Raw genomic sequence first — 18005 nt, forward strand, 5'->3', positions numbered from 1 at the left:
GATGTCTCACGCCAGGGCACCGAACTGGGGTGGTGAATCCCTCAGTCGGGGGATGCTCGGCTAGTCACCCGAGGACGCCGAGGGCCTGGGAGCGACGTGCTCCCAGGCCCTCGTGCACCGGCTCGCCCGGCTGGCCGGGCGCGGCCGGCTGGCCGGGCTGGCCGGGCGCGGCCGGCTCACGCGGTCGGTTCAGCTGACCAGGTCAGCCACAGCATCCGCGTTCTCGTCATCGCGACGAACGAGACCCACGATGACGCCGACGACCAGGCCGATGATCGGGAGCAGGACGAGGAACCAGCCCAGCGCCGACAAGCCGAAGGTCTGCGTCGTCGGGTCGACGCCGGCGGCGACGGTGCCGGCGAGCAGGCCGAACCGCGACATCACCAGGTAGTAGGCGAGCACCAGGCCGAGGATCGACAGGACCGGCGCGGTGACGGTCTTCCACCAGTGGGGCTCACGGCGGAAGTAGACGATCACCGCGAGGGAGACCAGCGCCTCGACGAGCAGGATGGCCAGCACGGCGAGCGCACTGAACCAGCTGAACATCGTGGTCACCGGATCCTTGTGGGCCGCCGCGAAGACGACGATCACGATGCCGGAGATCACGGTGGTGGCGAGAGCCCCGTAGATGGGCGCGCCGTGCTTGTTGACGCGGTCCAGGGCCCGGGGCAGCACGCGGGCCCGGCCGAGCGAGAAGAAGTAGCGCGCGGCGCTGTTCTGGAAGGCCAGGAGGCCGGCGAAGAGCGAGCTGAGGACCAGCCAGCTCATGAGCGTGGCCAGCCAGCCGCCCACGAACTGCGTCGCCACCGAGTAGATGACCTCCTCAGGGCTGCTCAGGTTGTTGGAGATCTTCATGACGTTGTCGACGACGTGGTCGCTGCCGACGCCGCTGACGATGGCCCACGAGGTGATCGCGAAGAGCGCGGCGATCAGGGTGACGGCGGTGTAGGTGGCGATCGGGACCGCTCGCTTGGGGTTCTTGGTCTCCTCGGCGTAGATGGCCGTGGCCTCGAAGCCGATGTAGGAGGCGAAGGCGAAGGCCAGCGCGATGCCTGCGCCGCCGTTGAGGCCGCCGGCGAAGATGTTCCTCGGTGCGAACGACGCCGCGAAGTCGAGCCCGTCCGGGCCGCCGCCCTGCGCGATGACCGCCACCGCGGTGATGACGAGCGTGAGGATCTCGACGCCCATCAGCACGCCGAGCACCTTGGCGCCGATGTCGACCTGGAGGATCGAGAGGATGGCGACGACCGCCCAGGCGATCAGGCACCAGGCCCACCAGGAGAGGTTCGTTCCGAGCTTGTCGTTGAGCTGTCCGGCGGCGACCGCGCCGAAGAACCCGTAGACCGCGAGTTGGACGGCCAGGTAGGCGAGCAGCGACACGAAGGCGGAGGCGACGCCGGCGATGCTCCCGAGGCCGCGGCCGACGAAGGCGAAGAAGGCGCCGGTGTTGCTCACGTGGTGGCTCATCGTGGAGTAGCCGACGCTGAAGAACAGCAGCACGATGCCCGCGACGAGGTAGGCCCCGGGTGCGCCTGCGCCGTTGCCGAGGCCGATGGCGATCGGCACGGCACCGGTCATGCCGACGAGGGGCGCCGCGGCGGCGACGACGAAGAAGACGATGCCGGCGATGCCCAGGCGGTTGGCGGCCAGGCTCTCGTTGGCGGAATCGGGGCTGGCAGCCGGCTCGGTCTGTGCGGTCATCGGGAACCTCCTGGCGGCGACGCACGAGAATGTGATGTGGCGCACGCAGACTAGTTCGGGTCCAAACGATCTGTCGAGAGGGTGCGAGGAAAATGTTCGCGCGCGCATGACGCCTTGACCGTCTCTGTGCCAGGCAATACGTTTGGAGCCAAACGATCTCGGCTCCGGCGCGCTCGCGCCGTTCGATGGAGGATCCATGACCCAGCAGAAGGCGCCCCAGGCCACCCCCCAGGCGGCCCCGCACGTGGCTGTCGTCGAAGGCGTGGCCGTCGACACCCGGCACTGGATCGGAGGCGAGCGCGTCGCGTCGGCGCGGACCTTCGCCGACATCTCGCCGGTCGACGAGTCCGAGATCGCCCAGATGTCGGCGGGTGGCGCGGCCGAGGTGGACGCCGCCGTGGCGGCCGCTCGGGAGGCGTTCGGGGCGTGGGCGGCGTTGCCGGTGGCCGAGCGCTCGTCGATCCTGCGTCGGGTCGCGGACGGGATCGAGGCCCGCATCGAGGATCTCGCCAAGGTCGAGACGCGGGACAACGGCTCCCTGATCCGCAGCCACCGGCGCGGGGTGATGCCGCGGGTGGCGATGAACTTCCGTGCGTTCGCCGACTTCGCCGAGCACAAGCTCGGCCATCCCGACATGGAGGTGCCCGGCCGGGGTCACCGGCAGCGGATCACCTATGAGCCGGCCGGCGTGGTCGCGATCATCACGCCGTGGAACGCGCCGCTCATGCTGGCCACCTGGCGGATCGGTCCGGCGCTGGCGGCGGGGAACACCGTCGTGGTCAAGCCCCCGGAGTGGGCGCCGCTGACCGCTAGCCTGCTGGCCGACATCATGGCCGAGGCGGGTGTGCCGGCCGGTGTCTTCAACGTGGTGCAGGGCACCGGCGCGGAGGCCGGGGCGCCGTTGACGGCGCACCCGGGCATCAACCGGCTGGCGTTCACGGGCTCGGTGCCGACCGCGGGGGTGATCTCGAAGGCGGCGGCGGAGAACATCGTGCCGCTCTCCTACGAGCTGGGCGGCAAGTCGCCGCTGGTGGTCTTCGAGGACGCCGACCTCGACCTCGCCGTCGAGATCGGGGTGGAGCAGTTCGACAACGCCGGCCAGGTCTGCCTGAAGGCCGCACGCATGCTGGTGCACTCCTCGCTGGTCGAGGAGTTCACGCGGCGGGTGGTGGCTGGGGCGGAGGCGCTGCGCCAGGGCGACCCGCGTGAGGAGGACACCGACGTCTCGGCGCTGATCTCGCGGCGCCACTTCGACCAGATCTCCGGCTTCGTCGAGCGGGCCATCGCCGACGGTGCCCGGCCCCTCCTCGGCGGCGGGCCCAATGACGACCTCGGCGGCCTCTACTTCCGCCCGACCATCCTGGTGGATGCCAAGCCGGACGCCGAGATCATGACCGAGGAGGTCTTCGGGCCCGTGGTCACCATCGAGTCCTTCGACACCGAGGACGAGGCCGTCCGCCGCGCCAACGACACCCGCTTCGGCCTGGCGGCGACGCTGGTCACGGGCGACCCCGACCGCGCCGAGCGGGTCTCGGCCCAGCTGGATGCGGGCACCGTGTGGGTGAACTGCTTCTTCGTGCGCGACCTCGAGGCGCCGTTCGGCGGCAACGGTCGCTCGGGCATCGGTCGCGAGGGTGGCGTGTGGTCGTTCGACTTCTACACCAACATCAAGAACAGCGTCTTCAGCCCCGAAGGCTGGCGCACGGCGAAGGAGGCCTGACATGGGCGAGGTGGTGGGCGCCGGCCTGCTGGCGCACGTGCCGACGATCATGCTCCCCGAGGACATCAGGCGGGAGCTCAACAACGGCGAGGACAGCACGCTGGTCTCGGGGCTGCAGCAGCTGCGGCGCGAGGTCTTCGAGACGCTCGACTACGACACCGTGGTCGTGCTCGACTCGCACTGGGCGACGACGGTCGAGTTCGTGGTGACGGCGCAGGACCGCCGCAGTGGGCTGTTCACGTCCGAGGAGCTGCCGCGCGGCATGCAGCGCCGGCCCTACGACTTCCCGGGCGACCCGGAGCTCGCCCACGCGATCGCGGCCAAGGCGGGCGAGAACTCGACCTGGATCACCGCGATCGACGACCACTCGCTGCCGATCTTCTACGCGACCACGAACCTGTGGGAGTACCTCGGCCAGGGTCTGCCCGAGAAGCGATGGATCTCCATCGGCGTGTGCCAGACCGCCGACGCCGACGACTGCTTCCGTCTGGGCCGCGCGCTGGGTCAGGCGATCGCGGAGTCGGACCGCAAGGTCCTGCTCATCGCCTCGGGCGCGCTCTCGCACACGTTCTGGCCGCTGCGTCAGCTGCGCGACCACGAGGCCGCCGGTCACGAGCACATCTTCTCGCCCGAGGCGCTCGCCGCCGACCTCGAGCGGATCGCATGGTTCAAGGCTGGCGACCACAAGCGGGTGCTGGACACGATGGACGAGTTCTACCGGCACAGGCCCGAGGCCAAGTTCATGCACTACCTGATGATGATCGGCGCGGTGGGCGAGGAGTTGTGCACCGCACCCGGGCGTCAGTACGGCGAGTACGAGAACTCCGTGGGCACCGGCCAGGTCCACCTCTGGTTCGACCGGCCCGCCGACAGCTTCCCACCGCCGCACTCCACCCCCACCGACCCCGACTACGTCCGCCAGATGGGCGGCACCGGTGCGGACGTCCCCGCCGCCGGCTGAAAGGACACACGAACGATGACCCAGCGTGAGACCCTGCGCGAGACCCGTCGGATCCTGCTCGACGGCAACCCCGTCGACGTCGTACGCCGCGACGAGACCCTCGTCGCCGGCGACGGCCGCGAGGTGGCGATCGCCGACGCGATCCACCTGCCGCCCGTCACGCCGTCGAAGATCGTCTGCGTCCACCTCAACTACATCAGCCGGGTCACCGAGATGATGACGACGCTGCCGCCGGCGCCGACGTACTTCCACAAGCCCGTCTCCGCGCTCAACTCCCACGACGCCGCCGTGGTGCGGCCTGAGGGCTGCAAGTGGCTGAACTACGAGGGCGAGATCGCGATCGTCATCGGCCGCACGGCGCGCAACATCTCGCCCGCCGAGGCCGGGGACTACATCCGCGGCTACACCGTCGCCAACGACTACGGCCTGCACGACTTCCGCGACACCGACTCCGGCTCGATGCTGCGGGTCAAGGGCGCTGACACGCTGTGCCCGGTCGGGCCCGGCGTCATCGAGGGCTGGGACTTCCGCGGCAAGCAGATCCAGACCCGCGTCAACGGCGAGGTGCGCCAGGACGGCAACACCGACGAGATGGAGTGGGACATGCACTACCTCGTCGCCGACATCGCGCGGACCATCACGCTGCAGCCGGGCGACCTGCTGCTCTCGGGCACGCCCGCCATCTCGCGGACCGTCTACCCCGGCGACATCGTCGAGGTCGAGGTCGAGGGCCTCGGCACCCTGCGCAACCACATCGTCACCGGCCCCACCCCCATCCGCACCGACGTCGGCGCCCAGCCCACCGAGTCCGAGGAGGTCCTCTCCACGGCGCAGGGCGGCGACTGGGAGTTCCGCGGCATCCGCAAGCCGGCCCCGGCCGCGCACTGACCTGAGGTCGACCATGGTCGAGTCCGAGCGCCCCGGCCGCAGGCCGCGCATCGTGATCCCGGCGCGCTTCTCCACGAGCGCGTCGGCACTGCGGTACGCCGCAGAGGTCACCTCGCGCAACCTCGTGGCGGCCGTGTACGCCGCCGGCGGAGAGCCCCTCGTCCTGCACCCCCATGCCCCGGGCGGTCGCGTCTTTGATGCCGAGGTCGCCGAGCGGCTGGCCGTCGCAGGCGGCGTCCTGCTGCCCGGCGGTGGCGACCTCGGCGCGCACTGGAGCGGTCAGGAGCCGCACCCGACGCTCTACGACGTCGACGACGAGCAGGACGCCTTCGACCTCGCCGTCGCCCGCGTCTGCCTCGAGAAGGGCATCCCCCTGCTGGCCGTGTGCCGCGGCCTCCAGGTCGTCAACGCCGTCCGCGGCGGCACGGTCGTGCAGGACATGGACGAGACCTACGGCGAGATGCGCCACCACCGGCATCGCGTCCACACGATCGCGATCGAGGACGGCTCGCTGCTGGCGGCCACTGTGGGCGACAAGATCGAGTCCTCCTGCTACCACCACCAGTGTCTCGACCGCCTCGGAGAGGGCATGCAGGTCGTTGCCCGCGCCGAGGAGGGCGTGGTGGAGGCGGTCGAGATCCCGTCCGCGCCCGGATGGTTCCTCGGTGTGCAGTGGCACCCCGAGGACACCTGGCACACCGACGCCCAGCAGCTCGCCGTCTTCGAGGCCCTGGTCGCCGCTGCCCGCTGAGTCTTCCTCACAACGTCATACGCCCCGGTCGCTACGGCGACCGGGGCGTATGACGTTGCGGCGGCTCAGAGCCGCTCCGACGTCTGGACCAGCATCCGCAGCGCCTCCGTCATCGCCTCGAGCTGACCCGCGTCGACGTCGCCGACCACGGCCGACTCGGCCTTGTTGAACTCGGGGTAGATCTCGTCCATCAGCGCGAGACCGGCCGGGCTGAGCTCGAGGTTGACGAGCCGCCGGTCGACCGTGCTCGGGATCCGCACGATGAGCCCGCGTGCGGCCAGCGTCTTCGCGACGCCGGTCAGCGTCCCCTTGCTGATGCCGACGGACTCGGCGATGTCCCGGGTCTCCATCGAGTCCCAGATCCACAGCGTCCACAGCACCAGGAACCCGGTCCAGGTCAGGTCGTGGGGGCGCAGGACAGAGTTCGTGAGGTGGGCGCGCACCGCGTTCGCCGCGCGGTAGACGCTGAGCAGCGCATGCGAGGCGGCGAAGTCGAGCGGAAGGTGCTGGACACGCTCACGCGTCGCCCGCTCGGTCTCGGCAAGAGTGTGGCGGTCGGGCATGGCCGAAACTCTAGAGGCAGGGCCGAGGGCCTCAGCCCACGGACACGGGCGAGGACTCGGGTGAGGACCCGCGCGAGGACTCGGGGGAGAGCCGCGCGAGCGACGTGCCGCCGTTCCACTCGACGCCGACCTGGCGGAAGTAGCCGCCGATGATCTCCTCCACCTCGAGGCTGGCCAGCTCCTCGGTCGGCGCGTCGAAGAGCCGCAGCTCCGCGTCGCCCTTCCATGCCTGGCCGCCGGAGAAGGAGCTCGCGCCCGAGGAGATCAGCTCGGCGTAGGCGTCGCCCTGTCCTGCGATGTCGGGGTAGATGCGGTGGTGGGCCATCGGGTGGGCGTTGACGAAGCCGTTGGTGTCCGACTCCTCTCGCAGCGTCACGACGGCCTCGGCGATCCGGCGGTCGGCGGCGGCCAGGGTGGCGCCGAAGACGCCGCCGGGGCCGATCTGCGGGGCGGCCTGGGCGAAGGGGTGCGGCCGGGTCTGCCACATCGAGCCCAGCTTCTTCGGGTAGCCCTGGTGCAGGCCACGGGCGATCGCGAAGTCCTTGTCGACCCAGATGAAGACGCAGCGCGAGTAGGTCACGCCCTCGTAGGAGCAGCGGACGACGACGAACGCCTCCTTGTACTGCGAGAGCACCGGGTCGAGCAGCTCGTGCCGGTCCGAGGAGCACGACTGCCAGTCCGCCCAGATCAGCGCGACCGCGCCCGGGTCCTCCGGGGCGAGCGAGAGCGGAGCGGGGAGCAGCGCCTCCACGTTGGCGGGATCGGTGCGGTACTCGACCGTGAGCAGGTCGCCGGAGTAGAACCACGGCGGGGACGGGATCAAGGACGACGTGCCCGTCCGGGTGCGCGGGTAGAGGAAGCCGTTCATCTGCGTCATTCGAAGCTCCTGAATCTCGTTTGGATCCGTACGATACAAGTGATCCAGGTCGCAGGGAAGTCTTGTCAGGCGCCGTGATGCGGATTACTGTTCGGATCCAAACGATTCGGAAGGACTCATCGTGGCCCACTTCGACACCTCCGGTCTCGAGCCGGCGCAGCAGCGCCTCGAGGCGGACGACATCGACGTCGTCCGGTTGGGATATGCCGACCTGATCGGCGTGGACCGGGGCCGCGACGTCCTGGTCAACCGACTCGCGCGGACGGTCGGCGGCGGTGTGGCGTTCTGCCGCTCCGTCTTCGGCACCACGCCCCGCGGCGGCGTCGTCGACTTCGACGGCGGTCTCTCCGCGGGTCTTCCCGATGTGGTCGCCTTCCCGGACCTCAGCACCCTGCTGCCGGTGCCGTGGGAGCCGGGCGTCGCGCACTGCATCGCCGACGTGTTCAACCCCGACGGCACGCCGTCGCAGGAGAGCCCGCGCTATGTGCTGCGTCAGCTGTGCGAGCAGTTCGCCGAGCTGGGGCTGACCCCGATCGTCGGACCTGAGCTGGAGTTCTACATCCTCGAGGAGTCGTCTGAGTCGCCGTCCGGCTGGCGCCGCTACGGGGAGGGCACGGGCAACGTCTACACCTCGGGGCGCAAGGGCGACCCGGAGAACGTGCTGCTCGAGTCGCTGCGTCTGCTGGGCGACTACGGCATCGAGGTCATCGCCGCCAACCACGAGTTCTCCTCGGCCCAGTTCGAGATCAACCTCTGGCACAGCAACGCCCTGGACGCGGCCGACCGCGCGCATCGGTTCAAGGACGCGATCAAGGAGCTCGCCCGCCGGCGGGGCCACCTCGCCACGTTCATGCCCAAGCCCTTCAACGACGAGGGCGGCTCGGGCTACCACCTGCACTTCTCCCTCGTCGACGCCGACGGACGCAACGTCTTCGACGACCCCACGGCCGCCGACGGCCTCTCCAAGATCGCCCACCAGGCGATCGGCGGCATCCTGACCCACGCGCCCGCGCTGGCGGCGGTGGCGAACCCGACGATCAACTCCTACAAGCGCTTCGGCCCGGACACCCTCGCCCCCTGGCTGATCGACTGGGGTCTGGACAACCGCAGCGCCATGGTCCGCATCCCGCCCGAGCGCGGCGCCGCCAGCCGGCTCGAGCTGCGGCTGGGCGACGCGAGTGCCAACTCCTACCTCGCCATCGCCGGCATGCTGGCCGGCGCGCTGCTCGGCATCCGCAACCAGATCGAGGCCCCCGAGCCGCTGGTTGGCTACGGGTACGACGAGTCCAAGTCCGACAAGCTGCCCCAGGACCTCACCCATGCTCTCGACGCCCTCGAGCGCGACAAGGAGATGAGCGACCTTCTCGGCGACCCGTTCGTCAAGGCGTTCCTGGCCTACAAGCGCGACGAGGTCGAGCGCTTCCGCACGTGGATCACCGACTGGGAGTTCCACGAGTACACCTACCACATTTGAGCCCCATCTGAGCCACACCTCAGCCCCACCTGAGCCACATCCGAGGAGCCCGCCATGCCCCGCCACGCACCAGTCCCGCTCTCCGAGGTCGACCTGTCGGACATCGACGGCTTCGACGACGGCCGCGGCTACGCCCAGTTCGACACCCTTCGTGCCGAGGACCCGGTCCACTGGACCGACGAGAAGGACGGGGCCGGCTTCTGGGCGGTCACGAAGTACGACGACATCTGGGCCGTCGACCGTGACTCCGAGACCTACACCAGCGAGAAGTTCGTCAACCTCGAGGACGTCGACGACGACCTGCGCGACTTCCGCCGCTCCCTGCTCGAGACCGACGGCGTCCGCCACCAGGCCCTTCGCCGGCTCATCCAGCGCGAGTTCACCCCGCGCAACCTCATGAAGAACTACGAGTCCTTCCTGCGTCAGCTGACCAAGGACACCGTCGACCGCGCACTGGCTGCGGCCGCCGAGAACCGCGGTGAGATCGACTTCGTCAAGATGATCTCCGCGGACTTCCCGATCCAGGTGCTCGCGCGGCTGCTCGACGTCCCGGTCGAGCACACCGGTCAGCTGATCGCCTGGGGCAACGAGATGGTCGCCAACACCGACCCCGACTACGCGAAGGTCAAGCTGGATGACCCGGAGTCGGAGAAGTACCGCCACCTCCCGTTCCGGTCCCCGACCGTCCAGGAGGTCTGGGACTACGGCAACGACCTCAAGGCCAAGCGCATCGGCGGCGACGGCAACGACCTCGTCTCGATCCTGGCCAACCGGATGCCCGAGGACCAAGTGCCCCTGAGCCAGCAGGACTTCAACAACTACTTCTCCCTGCTCGTCATCGCGGGCAACGAGACGACCCGCCACGCGATCAGCCAGTCGATGCTCGGCCTCATCGAGCAGCCCGAGCAGCTGCGCCTGCTCCAGGACAAGCCCGAGCTGATGGCCGGCGCCGTCGAGGAGCTCCTGCGCTGGGCCTCCCCGGTCTACCACTTCCGCCGCACCGCCACGCGCGACGTCGAGCTGGGCGGCAAGCAGATCAAGGAGGGCGACAAGGTCGTCATGTGGTTCGCCTCCGGCAACCGTGACGAGTCGGTCTTCTCCGACCCCTACTCCATCGACGTCACCCGCACCAACGTCGACCACATGACCTTCGGCAAGGGCAGCCCGCACCTGTGCCTCGGCAACGCCCTCGCACGCCTGGAGATCCGGCTCATGTTCGAGGAGCTGCTGCCGCGGATCGCCGACATCGAGCTGGCCGGCGACGTCAAGCGGATCCGCAGCAACTTCGTCAACGGCATCAAGAGGTTCCCCGTCACGATCACCCCGGCCGCCTGACGTGGGCGCCGTACCGCGGATGTTGCTGATCCTGAGCGAGAACTGGACGCTCGCGTCGGGGCGCGACCTGCCCGAGCTGGTGCGCTGGGCTCGCGAGGCCGAGGACGCCGGGTTCGACTCGGTGATGCTGAGCGAGCACGTCGTCCTCGGACCCGACGCAGGGGCCAAGGGGGTCATGGCGAACCCGCGGGCCTACGCCGCCCCCGGCAACCAGGACCCCGCGACTCCCTGGCCCAACTCGCTGATGCTGCTCAGCGCGATCGCGTCGGCCACCTCCGACATCCGCCTGGTGGCCAGCGCGGTCCTCGCGCCGCTGCGGCATCCGCTGCTGCTCGCTCGGGAGCTCGGCACGCTGGACCTGCTCTCGCAGGGGCGCCTCGTGGTGCAGCCGGGCGTCAGCTGGAGCAAGGACGAGTATGCCGCGCTCGGCGTGCCGTTCGAGCAGCGCGGCGCGATCCTCGACGAGCAGCTCGCCGTGCTCGACACGGTGTGGAAGCAGACACCGGCCAGCTTCCACGGCCAGTTCTTCGACTTCGCCGACGTCTACCTGGAGCCGAAGGCGTTCCGCCCCGAGGGACCGCGGATGTGGTTCGGCGGTCAGCGGCTGCGCGGCCCGGTGCTGCGCCGACTGGTGCAGTCCGGCCACGGCTTCCACCCGTTCGGGGTGCCGACGGCCGACGAGATCGCGCTCCTGCGTCGCTCGCTCGCCGAGGCCGGCCGCGACCCGGCCGAGGTGGAGATGGTCGGCGGCACCCGCGCATCGTTCCCTGATGACGACTCCTGCGCGGACCTCGGCGCCGCGATGGCGCCGATCGCGGAGCAGATCGAGCAGGGCTTCACGACGTTCTGCGTGAAGCCGTCGCAGTTCATCGACGACGCCCAGGAGCTGCCCGCGTTCCTGCGCGAGGTGATGCGTCGCGCCGAGGCGCTCGCCGGCTGAGGCGGTCCGCTCAGGCGCCCAGCACGAGGGCGGTGCCCAGGAGGCCTGCCAGGACGGCGCAGCCGGCCACGACGGCCGCAGCTGTGCCGTCCGCGCGCATCCGGTGCCGGGCGATGGCGGTCACGTCGAGCCCCAGTCGTCGGTGCGCCGCTGCGGCGATGAGCGCGACCAGCGTGAACCCGGCAAGCAGGAGTGCGACCACCGCCACGGGGTGGTCGGCGCGGAGGCAGAGGCGGACCTCCGCGACCGCGACAGCGGCCACCGAGAGACAGGTCCGCGTCCACGAGAGACGGGTCCGGTCGTGCTGCGTCTCTCTCACCGCAGCGCCACCAGGGCGAGGACCGCGACGGCCGCCAGGACGACGCCGCCGCACACCAGCGCCCCGACGGCGAAGCCCGGCAGCGGCTCGCCTCGCCGCAGCGCCCGCTCGTTGGCCATCCAGCGCACGTAGGCCCAGCACGCGCAGGCGACCCCGACGGCGAGGAGGAGGACCGCGACGACCTTGCGCGCCCCGGCCGGCAACCCGGAGGAGAGGGCGTCGAGTGCCACCCCGGCCGCCATCAGCGCGAGCGACGTGCGCACCCAGGCGAGGAAGGTGCGCTCGTTGGCGAAGGTGAAGCGCGGATCGGGCTCGTCTCCCTCGCCGTAGACCCGGTGCGGCCGGCGCTCGGTCGTCGTCACGGAAGCTCTCCCTCCAGGCCGAACGGGGCCATCTCGATGGCCAGGTCCACGAACGCCTTCGCTGCCGGCGAGAGCGGTCCGTTGCGCCGGACGATCCCGATCTCGTGGGCGACCTGCGGCGAGGTCTCCAGCACGTGCGCTCCGAGCCGAGCGGCGTCGAGGGCCATGTGCCGGGGCAGGAACGACGCGCCGACACCCGCCGCGACGAGGTTGACGATCGTGGCGCGGTAGATGGTCTCGACGACGATGTTCGGCTCGGTGACGTTGGCGATCGCCAGAGCATCCTGGAGACGCTCCCGCGACGAGGTCCCGGGCGGGGTGGCGATCAGCGGCAGCTGACCGAGGAGGGAGAGCTCGGCGGGCCCGGGGGGAGGGACCGGCGCCTCCGGAGGCAGCACGAGGTAGTAGACCTGCTGGCCGAGGCTCGTCGAGACGAGGCCGCCGTTCTCCTTGGGCAGCCGCACGACGCCGATCTCGCACTGGCCCCCACCGACGATGGCGGTCGCTCCGCCGGGCACGTCGCAGTCGGTGATCCTCACGCTGACGCCGGGATAGCGCTTGCGGAAGGCGCCCAGGACAGCGCTCAGCGGGTGCGCGGCCACGGTGGGCGTCGAGGCGATGTCCAGCGTGCCGCTGTAGCCGCCGCGGACGTTCGCGACGGCGGCCCGCGCGACGGCATGGTCGCGCAGGACCTGGCGGGCGGGAGCGAGCAGCGCCTCACCGGCGGAGGTGAGCTTCACCTGCCGGCCGAGCCGATGGAACAAGGTGACGTCGAGGTCCTTCTCCAGGGCGTTGATCGCCTGCGAGAGGGAGGGCTGGGTGACGTGCTGCGCTTCGGCGGCCCGACTGAAGCCGCCGTTGTCCACGACCGCGATGAAGTACTCGAGCTGGCGCCTCTCCATGACGGGCAGGATAGGGACAACCCATAGGGAAAAGCCATAGCGTTCCGTCCGCTCCGCCGGGCGTCTGAACGTAGGACTACGGGAGTCGAACCAAGATGCGGAGCAACAGATAGGCATCTCCTATCGTTCGGACACGAAGAAACGTTTGGACCCGAGGGGCGGCTACGGTCACTCTGGTGTGACCCAACCCACGTCTGGAGGCACGATGCGTACACCCCGGTCCGGCCTGGTCGCCCTTCTCGCTGCGGCGGCTCTCGCTCTGGTGGGCTGCGGCGGGAGCAGCGGCGCGACGAAGAGCAGCGACGGGCTGACGACGCTCAAGGTGGCGTACACGCCGATCTACACGATCGGCGCGCTGCAGCTCGGGATCGACCACGGCTTCTTCAAGGACGAGGGCCTCGAGCTGCAGCTGCAGCAGGTCGCCAACCCGCCGGCGGGCATCGCCGCTGTCGCGGGCGGTCAGGTCGACCTCAACTACGCCCCGAGCATTCCGATCATCGGGGCCTCGTCGAGCGGCGTCGGGCTCAAGATCGTCGCGCCGGCCGACGGCACCGACCCCGTCGGGGTCACGAAGATCGAGAGCGACCCGGCAGCCGGGCCGCAGTACGACGACTCCGCAGTCGTGGTCGCGAAGGACGCCAGCATCTCGAGTGCCAAGGACCTCGAGGGCAAGAAGGTCTCCGTCCCGGCGCGCGGCGCGCAGCTCGAGGTGACGATCGCGGCTGCGGTCAAGAAGGCCGGTGGCGACCCGTCGAAGATCAACTGGATCACCCTCGACTTCCCGACGGCGGTCAGCTCGCTGAAGGCGGGTCGGATCGACGCGGCCGGTCTCGTCTCGCCCTTCGTCAACCAGGCGGCTACGGGCGGCGGCAGGATCCTTCTCTCGCCCGGGATCAGCTTCTTCGGCCAGGGGGCGGTCGGGATGTGGGTCACCTCCGCGAAGGAGGCGAGCCAGAAGGCGGACGCCATGGCGGCCTTCTCCCGCGCGATGGCGAAGACCAACGCGTATGCCGAGTCGCACATCGCCGAGGAGCAGGCCGCAGCCGCGAAGATCCTCCACGTCGACCTGAAGACGGTGCAGGGCGGCGCGAAGCCGAACTTCCCGACCACCGTGGACCAGTCGTCGATCCAGCGCACCGTCGACCAGATGCGCGAGCTCGGCTATCTCAAGAGCTCGGTCGACGTCGCCGGCCTGGTTCTCGCGGCCAAGTGACACCATCGGCAGGGGAAGGAGGCACGCCATGAGCGCTCGTGCTCGCCGCTACGGGTGGGGCGCGCTCGGCATCCTGGTCGCCGTGGCGGTGTGGCAGCTGCTCGTCACCGGGCCGTTGGCCGACAAGCCGTTCGCCGGAGTGCCGCAGATCGTGGCGGCCTTGAAGGACTTCGCCGGCAGTGCCGCGTTCTGGACCTCACTGCGCGAGACCCTGACCGTGGCGCTGGTCGGGCTGGCCCTGTCGGTGGTCGCCGGAGTCGCACTGGGGGTCCTCGTGGGCCTCTCGGACGCGGCGTACCGCAGCCTGCGGCTGGTGACGGAGTTCCTCAAGCCGATCCCGCCGATCGTGATCCTTCCCCTGCTGGTGCTGGTCCTCGGACCCACCGACAGGATGGGCATCTTCCTCGTGTTCTTCGGAGGCGTCTTCATCCTCATGACGCAGACGGCCAACGGCGTCGCGGACATCGACCCGGTGGCGATGGAGATCGCACGCTCCTTCCGGCTGACGGCACGCCAGCGGATCACCCAGGTGGTGATCCCGACGGCCCTGCCCTTCGTCGCCACCGGCGTGCGGATCTGTGCAGCCGCGGCCCTCGTGATCGCCCTGGTCTCCGAGATCATCGGCGGCGCCCCCGGGCTCGGCAAGGACATGGTCCTCGCGCAGCTCACCGGGAGCTACGACCAGATCTACGCCCTCGTCGTCGTCTTCGGCGTCCTGGGCATGCTCATCAACGGCCTCCTGGGCTACGTCGAGCGCCGGCTTCTCTTCTGGCACGCCTCGGTGCGATCGGAGGTGCCGGCATGAGAGGCACATGGACACGCCGGCTGGCGGTGGTCGGACTGGAGATCTGGCTCCCGATCCTGGTGGTCGCCGCCTGGTGGGTCTGGTCGGCCGGGGCGAACAGCCCGTTCTTCCCGCCGCTCGCCGACATCCTCCACCGGTTCCGCGAGCTCTGGCTCTTCGCACAGTTCACCTCCGACGTGCTGCCGAGCCTGCGCAACCTGGCGATCGGCTTCGCGATCTCCTCGGCAGCCGGCATCGCGGTCGGGCTGCTGATCGGTCGGATCGGCTGGCTGCGATCGCTGACCGAGCCGGTCGTCACGTTCCTGCGCAGCACACCGGCCGTCGCGATCGTGCCGATCTTCGTCCTGGTGCTCGGCTTCGGCTCCTCGATGAAGATCTCGATCATCGCGGTGGCAGCCTTCTTCCCCACGCTGATCGCGACGGTCGACGGCGTCCGCAGCGTCGACCCGGTGCTCATGGAGAGCGCTCGCGTCTACCAGCTGAGCATCCGCCAGCGGATCTTCCAGGTGCTGCTGCCGAGCGCGGGCCCTCAGGTCTTCGCGGGGCTCCAGGTCAGCCTGCAGACCGCGTTCGTCGTCATGATCGCCAGCGAGATGCTCGGTTCCAGCGAAGGCATCGGTGCCCTGACCCTCAAGGCGCAGCAGTCCTTCCAGGTCCAGGACATGTGGGCGGGCATCGTCCTGCTCGGCGTCCTCGGCTACCTCATCAACCTTCTCTTCCTCCTCGTCCGCCGGCACCTGCTGGGTTGGTACGACGGCGTCCGAAAGGCGGCCAAGCAGTGAGCTCCCTCCACCCCATCGCCCCCGAGGCCACGGCCGACGTCCGCCCGTTCCCCGTCGCCAGGCCGGTTCGCCTCTCCGTCCAGGGCGTCAGCAAGGGCTACGGCTCCGGAGCGACCCGCAAGGAGGTCCTCGCGGACCTCAGCTTCGATGTGCACTCCGGCGAGTTCGTCTGCATCGTCGGGCCCTCGGGTGCGGGCAAGACGACCCTGCTCAAGTGCCTGACCGGTCTGCATCCCGTCGGCGCCGGCCGGGTGTTGCTCGACGGCGAGGAGATCACCGGGCCGCCGGCGCGGATGGCGATGGTGGTCCAGGAGTACACCCGCTCGCTCATGCCCTGGCTGACGGTGGCGAAGAACGTCGCCCTGCCACTGAAGAACCTCCCGATCGACAAGGCCGAGCGCAAGCGCCGGATCGCGGACGCGCTGGCTGAGGTCGGGCTCTCCGACGTGCCAGACAGCTATCCCTGGCAGCTCTCCGGCGGCATGCAGCAGCGCGTGGCGATCGCCCGTGCGCTGGCCTACCGGCCCGAGGTCCTGGTGATGGATGAGCCGTTCGCCTCGGTGGACGCGCAGACCCGCGCCGACCTCGAGGACCTCATGCTGCGCGTGCGCGACGACTTCGGCATCACCATCGTGCTCGTCACCCACGACATCGACGAGGCGGTCTACCTCTCCGACCGTGTCGTGGTCCTCACGAAGGGACCCTGCACCGTCGACGAGATCGTGCCGGTCGACCTGCCGGGCAAGCGGGACCAGATCGCCACGAAGGGTGACAGTCGGTTCGCGGAGCTGCGCGCCCACGTGTTCTCGCTCATCAAGGCGAACGCATGAGGAGGGTCCGCAACGTCGTCGTCATCGTCGCCGACCAGCTGCGTGCGGACCACCTCGGGTTCGGCGGGGGACCGCTCGCGACACCACACCTGGATGCCCTGGCGGCATCGGCCACGGTCTTCGACCAGGCGTACGTCGCGAACCCCACCTGCATGCCCAACCGGTCCACCATCGCCACCGGCCGCTGGCCCACCGCGCACGGGACCAGAGCGAACGGGATCACGCTCGACGGGGATGCGGAGACCTTCATGCGCTCGATGCAGCGGTCGGGCTGGCGGACCGGCGCCGTCGGCAAGCTGCACTTCCAGACGATGGGCTGGCCCTATGAGCCGCACCAGGTCGAGGAGATCCGGCGACGGTGCCCTGAGGTGATCGATCCGGCCATGTCGGACGCGGCGCCGCGCCGTCGTACTCCCGGGTGGGACCAGTGGGAGGACTCCGCCCGTCATCGGAAGTCCTACCTCCCGATGCCCGCGGACTACTACGGCTTCGACGACGTCGACCTGGTGGTCGGTCACGGCGACCAGCCCAGCGGGCACTACCCGCACTGGGCCCGCGAGCGCGGCCTCGACCCCGAGAGCGTGCGCCTCATGGCGGACGCGCTCGTCGCCTTCCCGGGGTGGGACCAGGTCTACCAGTCGGAGGTGCCGGTGGAGCTCCATCCGACGACCTACGTCACGGAGAAGGCGGTCGAGCGCCTGGAGCGGTACGCCGCGGCGCCCGACCCGTTCCTCCTCTTCGTCTCCTACCCCGACCCGCACCACCCCTTCGCGCCGCCCGGCGACTACTGGCACCTGGTCGACCCTGCCGGCGTGAGGCTCCCGGACACCTTCTTCGACACCCACGACCGGTCGCCGGCCCACGTGCGCCACATGGTCGCCGAGCGCGGCCGCCCGGCGGCCGACCCCACGATGACCTGGTCGCCGACCGAGGAGCAGTTCCGCGAGGCGCTCTCGGCCGAGCTCGGCCTCATCGCCCTGCTCGACGCCAGCATCGGACGGATCCTCGCGCGGCTCGATGAGCTCGGTCTCAGCGACGACACCGCGGTCGTCTTCACCAGCGACCACGGCGACCTCTTCGGCGACCACGGGCTGATGCTCAAGCACTTCGTGCACTACAGCGGCGTGACGCGGGTGCCCTTGCTGGTCCGGCTGCCCGGGGCCGCGCCACAGCGGTCCGACGCGCTGGTCAGCAGCGCGGACATCGCGCCGACGCTGCTCGGGCTCGGAGACCTGCCGCGCTACCGCGGGATCCAGGGCGTCGACCTCACTGCCGTGGTGGAGGGTCGCGCCCGGGGAGTGCGGGACGTGCTGCTGGTCGAGGAGGACCAGCCCTTCGGCGTCGAGGGACTCGCCGGCCCGGTGCGCATGCGCACGGTCATCACGCACGAGGCCCGGCTGACGACGTACGGCGGCATGCGGACGCGCGAGCTCTACGACCTGAGCGCCGACCCGCAGGAGACCGAGAACCTCGCCGGCACACTGGACGGTGGTGCGCTCGAGGCGACCATGGTCGGGCTCCTGGCCGAGGAGCTGATCGCCGTGGCCGACACGGGCGTCCGACCCGTCGCCTCCGCATGAGG

General features: G+C 70.1%; 18 protein-coding genes. 12 read left to right on the forward strand and 6 right to left on the reverse strand.

Annotated elements, in window-relative coordinates:
- Positions 1-189 precede the first annotated feature (189 nt).
- Positions 190-1701, reverse strand: coding sequence for an APC family permease (locus tag ACYQ1K_RS02750; RefSeq protein ID WP_459981261.1), 1512 nt, complete (start codon positions 1699-1701; stop codon positions 190-192).
- Between the two features lie 196 nt (positions 1702-1897).
- On the opposite strand from ACYQ1K_RS02750, the gene ACYQ1K_RS02755 reads away from it, so the two are divergent.
- The 4 genes from ACYQ1K_RS02755 to ACYQ1K_RS02770 are packed head-to-tail and all read left to right on the forward strand — an operon-like array spanning position 1898 to position 6021.
- On the forward strand, positions 1898-3421 hold the full coding sequence (locus tag ACYQ1K_RS02755; protein ID WP_459981263.1) for an aldehyde dehydrogenase: 1524 nt from the start codon (positions 1898-1900) through the stop codon (positions 3419-3421).
- Between the two features lies 1 nt (position 3422).
- Positions 3423-4382, forward strand: coding sequence for a DODA-type extradiol aromatic ring-opening family dioxygenase (locus tag ACYQ1K_RS02760; RefSeq protein ID WP_459981265.1), 960 nt, complete (start codon positions 3423-3425; stop codon positions 4380-4382).
- A gap of 15 nt (positions 4383-4397) precedes the next feature.
- Entirely contained in the window at positions 4398-5270 is an 873-nt protein-coding gene (locus tag ACYQ1K_RS02765) for a fumarylacetoacetate hydrolase family protein (protein WP_459981268.1), read from the forward strand.
- 13 nt (positions 5271-5283) lie between these two features.
- On the forward strand, positions 5284-6021 hold the full coding sequence (locus ACYQ1K_RS02770; protein WP_459981271.1) for a gamma-glutamyl-gamma-aminobutyrate hydrolase family protein: 738 nt from the start codon (positions 5284-5286) through the stop codon (positions 6019-6021).
- Between the two features lie 65 nt (positions 6022-6086).
- Here ACYQ1K_RS02770 and ACYQ1K_RS02775 read toward each other — a convergent pair whose 3' ends face one another.
- Both ACYQ1K_RS02775 and ACYQ1K_RS02780 read right to left on the reverse strand, forming a co-directional pair.
- On the reverse strand, positions 6087-6584 hold the full coding sequence (locus ACYQ1K_RS02775) for a MarR family winged helix-turn-helix transcriptional regulator (protein ID WP_459981273.1): 498 nt from the start codon (positions 6582-6584) through the stop codon (positions 6087-6089).
- A 31-nt stretch (positions 6585-6615) separates the two neighbouring features.
- Entirely contained in the window at positions 6616-7461 is an 846-nt protein-coding gene (locus ACYQ1K_RS02780) for an acetoacetate decarboxylase family protein (RefSeq protein ID WP_459981277.1), read from the reverse strand.
- A 121-nt stretch (positions 7462-7582) separates the two neighbouring features.
- On the opposite strand from ACYQ1K_RS02780, the gene ACYQ1K_RS02785 reads away from it, so the two are divergent.
- Genes ACYQ1K_RS02785 through ACYQ1K_RS02795 form a run of 3 tightly spaced genes read left to right on the forward strand, consistent with a single transcriptional unit; the run spans position 7583 to position 11210 of the window.
- Positions 7583-8935 carry a glutamine synthetase family protein gene (locus tag ACYQ1K_RS02785; RefSeq protein ID WP_459981279.1) on the forward strand — a complete coding sequence of 451 codons (1353 nt, stop codon included), beginning with the start codon at positions 7583-7585 and terminating at the stop codon, positions 8933-8935.
- Between the two features lie 54 nt (positions 8936-8989).
- Entirely contained in the window at positions 8990-10270 is a 1281-nt protein-coding gene (locus tag ACYQ1K_RS02790) for a cytochrome P450 (RefSeq protein WP_459981281.1), read from the forward strand.
- 19 nt (positions 10271-10289) lie between these two features.
- Positions 10290-11210 carry a TIGR03619 family F420-dependent LLM class oxidoreductase gene (locus ACYQ1K_RS02795; RefSeq protein ID WP_459981282.1) on the forward strand — a complete coding sequence of 307 codons (921 nt, stop codon included), beginning with the start codon at positions 10290-10292 and terminating at the stop codon, positions 11208-11210.
- A 10-nt stretch (positions 11211-11220) separates the two neighbouring features.
- On the opposite strand, the gene ACYQ1K_RS02800 is transcribed toward ACYQ1K_RS02795, so the two are convergent.
- The 3 genes from ACYQ1K_RS02800 to ACYQ1K_RS02810 are packed head-to-tail and all read right to left on the reverse strand — an operon-like array spanning position 11221 to position 12793.
- Positions 11221-11529, reverse strand: coding sequence for a DUF202 domain-containing protein (locus ACYQ1K_RS02800; protein WP_459981283.1), 309 nt, complete (start codon positions 11527-11529; stop codon positions 11221-11223).
- Positions 11526-11891 carry a YidH family protein gene (locus ACYQ1K_RS02805; RefSeq protein ID WP_459981284.1) on the reverse strand — a complete coding sequence of 122 codons (366 nt, stop codon included), beginning with the start codon at positions 11889-11891 and terminating at the stop codon, positions 11526-11528. The genes ACYQ1K_RS02800 and ACYQ1K_RS02805 overlap by 4 nt, the downstream gene beginning before the upstream one ends.
- The gene (locus ACYQ1K_RS02810) at positions 11888-12793 is read right to left on the reverse strand and encodes a LysR family transcriptional regulator (protein ID WP_459981285.1); all 906 of its coding nucleotides are present in this window, start codon (positions 12791-12793) and stop codon (positions 11888-11890) included. The genes ACYQ1K_RS02805 and ACYQ1K_RS02810 overlap by 4 nt, the downstream gene beginning before the upstream one ends.
- A 205-nt stretch (positions 12794-12998) precedes the next feature.
- On the opposite strand from ACYQ1K_RS02810, the gene ACYQ1K_RS02815 reads away from it, so the two are divergent.
- The 5 genes from ACYQ1K_RS02815 to ACYQ1K_RS02835 are packed head-to-tail and all read left to right on the forward strand — an operon-like array spanning position 12999 to position 18003.
- Positions 12999-14006, forward strand: coding sequence for an ABC transporter substrate-binding protein (locus ACYQ1K_RS02815; RefSeq protein WP_459981286.1), 1008 nt, complete (start codon positions 12999-13001; stop codon positions 14004-14006).
- A gap of 28 nt (positions 14007-14034) precedes the next feature.
- Complete coding sequence (locus ACYQ1K_RS02820) at positions 14035-14811, forward strand: ABC transporter permease (RefSeq protein WP_459981287.1); 777 nt, start codon at positions 14035-14037, stop codon at positions 14809-14811.
- Positions 14808-15593 carry an ABC transporter permease gene (locus ACYQ1K_RS02825; protein ID WP_459981288.1) on the forward strand — a complete coding sequence of 262 codons (786 nt, stop codon included), beginning with the start codon at positions 14808-14810 and terminating at the stop codon, positions 15591-15593. Before ACYQ1K_RS02820 ends, ACYQ1K_RS02825 begins: the two co-directional genes overlap by 4 nt.
- Positions 15590-16423 (forward strand): ABC transporter ATP-binding protein, encoded by an 834-nt coding sequence (locus ACYQ1K_RS02830; protein ID WP_459981289.1) that lies wholly within the window; start codon positions 15590-15592, stop codon positions 16421-16423. Before ACYQ1K_RS02825 ends, ACYQ1K_RS02830 begins: the two co-directional genes overlap by 4 nt.
- A complete protein-coding gene (locus ACYQ1K_RS02835) occupies positions 16420-18003 on the forward strand; it encodes a sulfatase family protein (protein ID WP_459981290.1) in 1584 nt (527 codons plus the stop codon). The genes ACYQ1K_RS02830 and ACYQ1K_RS02835 overlap by 4 nt, the downstream gene beginning before the upstream one ends.
- Positions 18004-18005 lie beyond the last annotated feature (2 nt).

Source organism: Nocardioides sp. AN3 (assembly GCF_054653495.1).